This is a genomic window from Variovorax sp. FG153 (assembly GCF_057809595.1).
In genome coordinates this window covers 1-467 of sequence record NZ_JBMDKG010000129.1, presented here as the reverse complement: position 1 = coordinate 467, position 467 = coordinate 1, and the positions used below count along the sequence as shown (strand labels likewise).

The 467-nt window shown below is 74.1% G+C and carries 1 pseudogene; it reads left to right on the top strand.

What is annotated here, in order from left to right:
• Positions 1 to 467: pseudogene (locus ACODT0_RS42420) on the top strand (non-ribosomal peptide synthetase); the annotation flags it as partial.

Sequence of the window (467 nt, the reverse complement as noted above, 5' to 3'; positions counted from 1 at the left end):
TGCTGCACCACGAGCATGCGAACCTCTCGCTGGCGCAGCGCTGCAGCGCGCTGCCCGGCGGCACGCCGCTGTTCTCGGCGCTGCTCAACTACCGCTACACGCGGCCGCCGGAGGCAGTGCCCGGCGCGGCGCCGGCCGGCTCGGCCTGGGAAGGCCTGCAGGTGCTCGGCGGCGAGGAGCGCACCAACTATCCGGTGACGCTGTCGGTCGACGACCAGGGCGAGGGCTTCGAACTGGTGGCGCAGATTCACGACACCGTCAGCGCGCGCCGCGTCTGCGACTACATGCATGCGGCCTTGCGCGGCATCGCGCGGGCGCTGGCGCAGGATGGAACGCCCGAGCCGCTCGTGGGCGAGCTCGCGCCGATGCCCGAGGACGAGCGCCGCGAACTCGCCGCGTGGAGCGAGAACCTGCGGCGCCATGAGGGCGCCGAGCCGGTGCACCGGCTGATCGCGCGCCAGGCGGCG